This window comes from Vibrio profundi, from assembly GCF_043642225.1.
In the GTDB taxonomy this organism is placed as follows: domain Bacteria; phylum Pseudomonadota; class Gammaproteobacteria; order Enterobacterales; family Vibrionaceae; genus Vibrio; species Vibrio profundi_A.
In genome coordinates this window covers 1-1,815 of record NZ_JBHZSF010000040.1, presented here as the reverse complement: position 1 = coordinate 1,815, position 1,815 = coordinate 1, and the positions used below count along the sequence as shown (strand labels likewise).

Annotated in this window: 2 protein-coding genes; both read right to left on the bottom strand. The window is 41.7% G+C overall.

All coding sequences use genetic code 11. The features are described 5' to 3' along the window. Positions 1 to 36: 36 nt before the first annotated feature. Positions 37 to 969 carry an AbrB family transcriptional regulator gene (locus tag ACHUFI_RS22370; protein WP_394253204.1) on the bottom strand — a complete coding sequence of 311 codons (933 nt, stop codon included), beginning with the start codon at positions 967 to 969 and terminating at the stop codon, positions 37 to 39. Between the two features lie 62 nt (positions 970 to 1,031). After that, on the bottom strand, positions 1,032 to 1,815 hold a 784-nt coding region (locus ACHUFI_RS22365; protein WP_394253202.1), incomplete at its 5' end, for an FAD/NAD(P)-binding protein.

Sequence of the window (1,815 nt, the reverse complement as noted above, 5' to 3'; positions counted from 1 at the left end):
TTTTTAATGAAACTAAGCCAACACCAATGTCCCATTTCATAATTGTCTCCGTAAATACTTATAAATATTGAAGCCGAGAGGGATAGAATGAAGCATTACCATGCGAATGATATGACTAAGCATTATTAATGCAGGCTCTAGCCCAAGATAAATGGCAGCGACAGTCATAGACTCCACACTGCCCGGAACCCACGACATCAAGAGTACTATGAACTCCTTATCAATTAGCTCACTGAATATATATGCAAAAACAACTGTGACTGTAAGACTTAACGTTGTAGCAATAATCCCAGCTCGCGCATAAGAGAAGATATCTACAACGGTTATATCTTTTAGACGAATCCCAATTAATGCCCCTAGAGCGGATGTTGCAATAAAAACAAGCTCTGTCGGGACAAGAAAGTTGTATGACGGTAACTCAGAGTTCACAAACATAGTTGCTAACATCCCGGTCACCATATACGGTGCTGGAGTACCAATTTTATCGAGAAGTAAACCTGAAAAGTAGGCGAGGAAAAGTGGGAGAAGTATCCAAAGGTTGTCTAAGGAAATAGCCGGCCCAGAAACTGGTGAGTTGTCCGTTGAGACAAGAAGAGCGGAAGCTATGATTAAGAAAATGAGTCGAACTGTGTGAGTGAAAATTACTTTACTAGAAGGTGAATTGTGATTTTCATTAATGACAAGAACCGCAGCCATCGCTCCCGGAACCGCCCCAAGTAGGCTTTCATATTTTGACCATTTCTCTCGCTTAGAAAGCCAGAGATACGAGGTGAGAACTTGTGCTGACATACAAAGGACGAGTCCCACAAAAAGTAATATCGGATAACCCTTGGAAAGAGTCTGCACAGGGACGATTGAGCCCACTGTGGCACCAAGGATTAACTGTACTCCGGTCAATGTGCTTTTGGGAAGAGCTAGAGTAAACCCTGCTTTTGCCGTTACCAAAAGAGCAATCAGGGCACCGAACATTGCACCTAGTGGTATCTCGAAATATGAAAACAAGAGCGAGCCAACCAAAGCTATGAATGAGGCTAGATACATGTTTTGGTTTCCCCTTTGTTCAGCTTGAAAGATGACAATAAAGTAGAGATTTGGTTATTAATCACATCTATGTTATTGACCATGTAAAAATCACCACAAGTTATCTGACCAAGAGCATACAAACCCATTTGAATTTCACCAGTTTCGGAAAGAACAGAACAAGTTGACGGACATACATTGATTCCTCCATATTGATTTTCTTTTGCTAGTTTCCGACTTAGCAGGCTATCAAGTACCGGATTACTTCTATCGAGTGAACGTCGTATCCCTGTAGCATTGATGATGAAATCAAAGAAGTACTTCTCTTTATCTGTCTCCACACAATATTGACCATTGTGACATGATACATTAGTGATTCCCTTGCTGTGCGAGACCTTACCTCTTTCTATAAGCACCTCAATGGCAGCATGATTTTGCAGGGAGACTGGGACTCGCATATTTGCCCAGCGACTTTGGAAAGTACCCATTAATCTATTTCTCGAACTGCGGGAGAGGTTTTGCCATAGCAAAGACAAGGAGTAGTTAGCAGCTGTTAGCACACTAGTTACTAGGTCCCCATCTACAAGGTGCTTGGCGGAGGCTAGCTGAAATATGGTTAGTTCTATTCCCTGATGGCGTAACTCTCTATTAATGAGATTGAGCACTGATTCAAGTGTTATTGTGTCTCTTGAATTGATGAATGCTTCTGTACTTTCAGGTGAGAGGTACTTAAGTTCAATGTCATGATAACGGGTTACAGGTCTAGGTCTATCTGAGACTCGTGAAAGCATTTTC

Coding starts and splice junctions, on each gene's coding strand:
- ACHUFI_RS22370 (WP_394253204.1), bottom strand. CDS start 969: ATGTTCGGTGCCCTGATTGCTCTTTTGGTAACGGCAAAAGCAGGGTTT.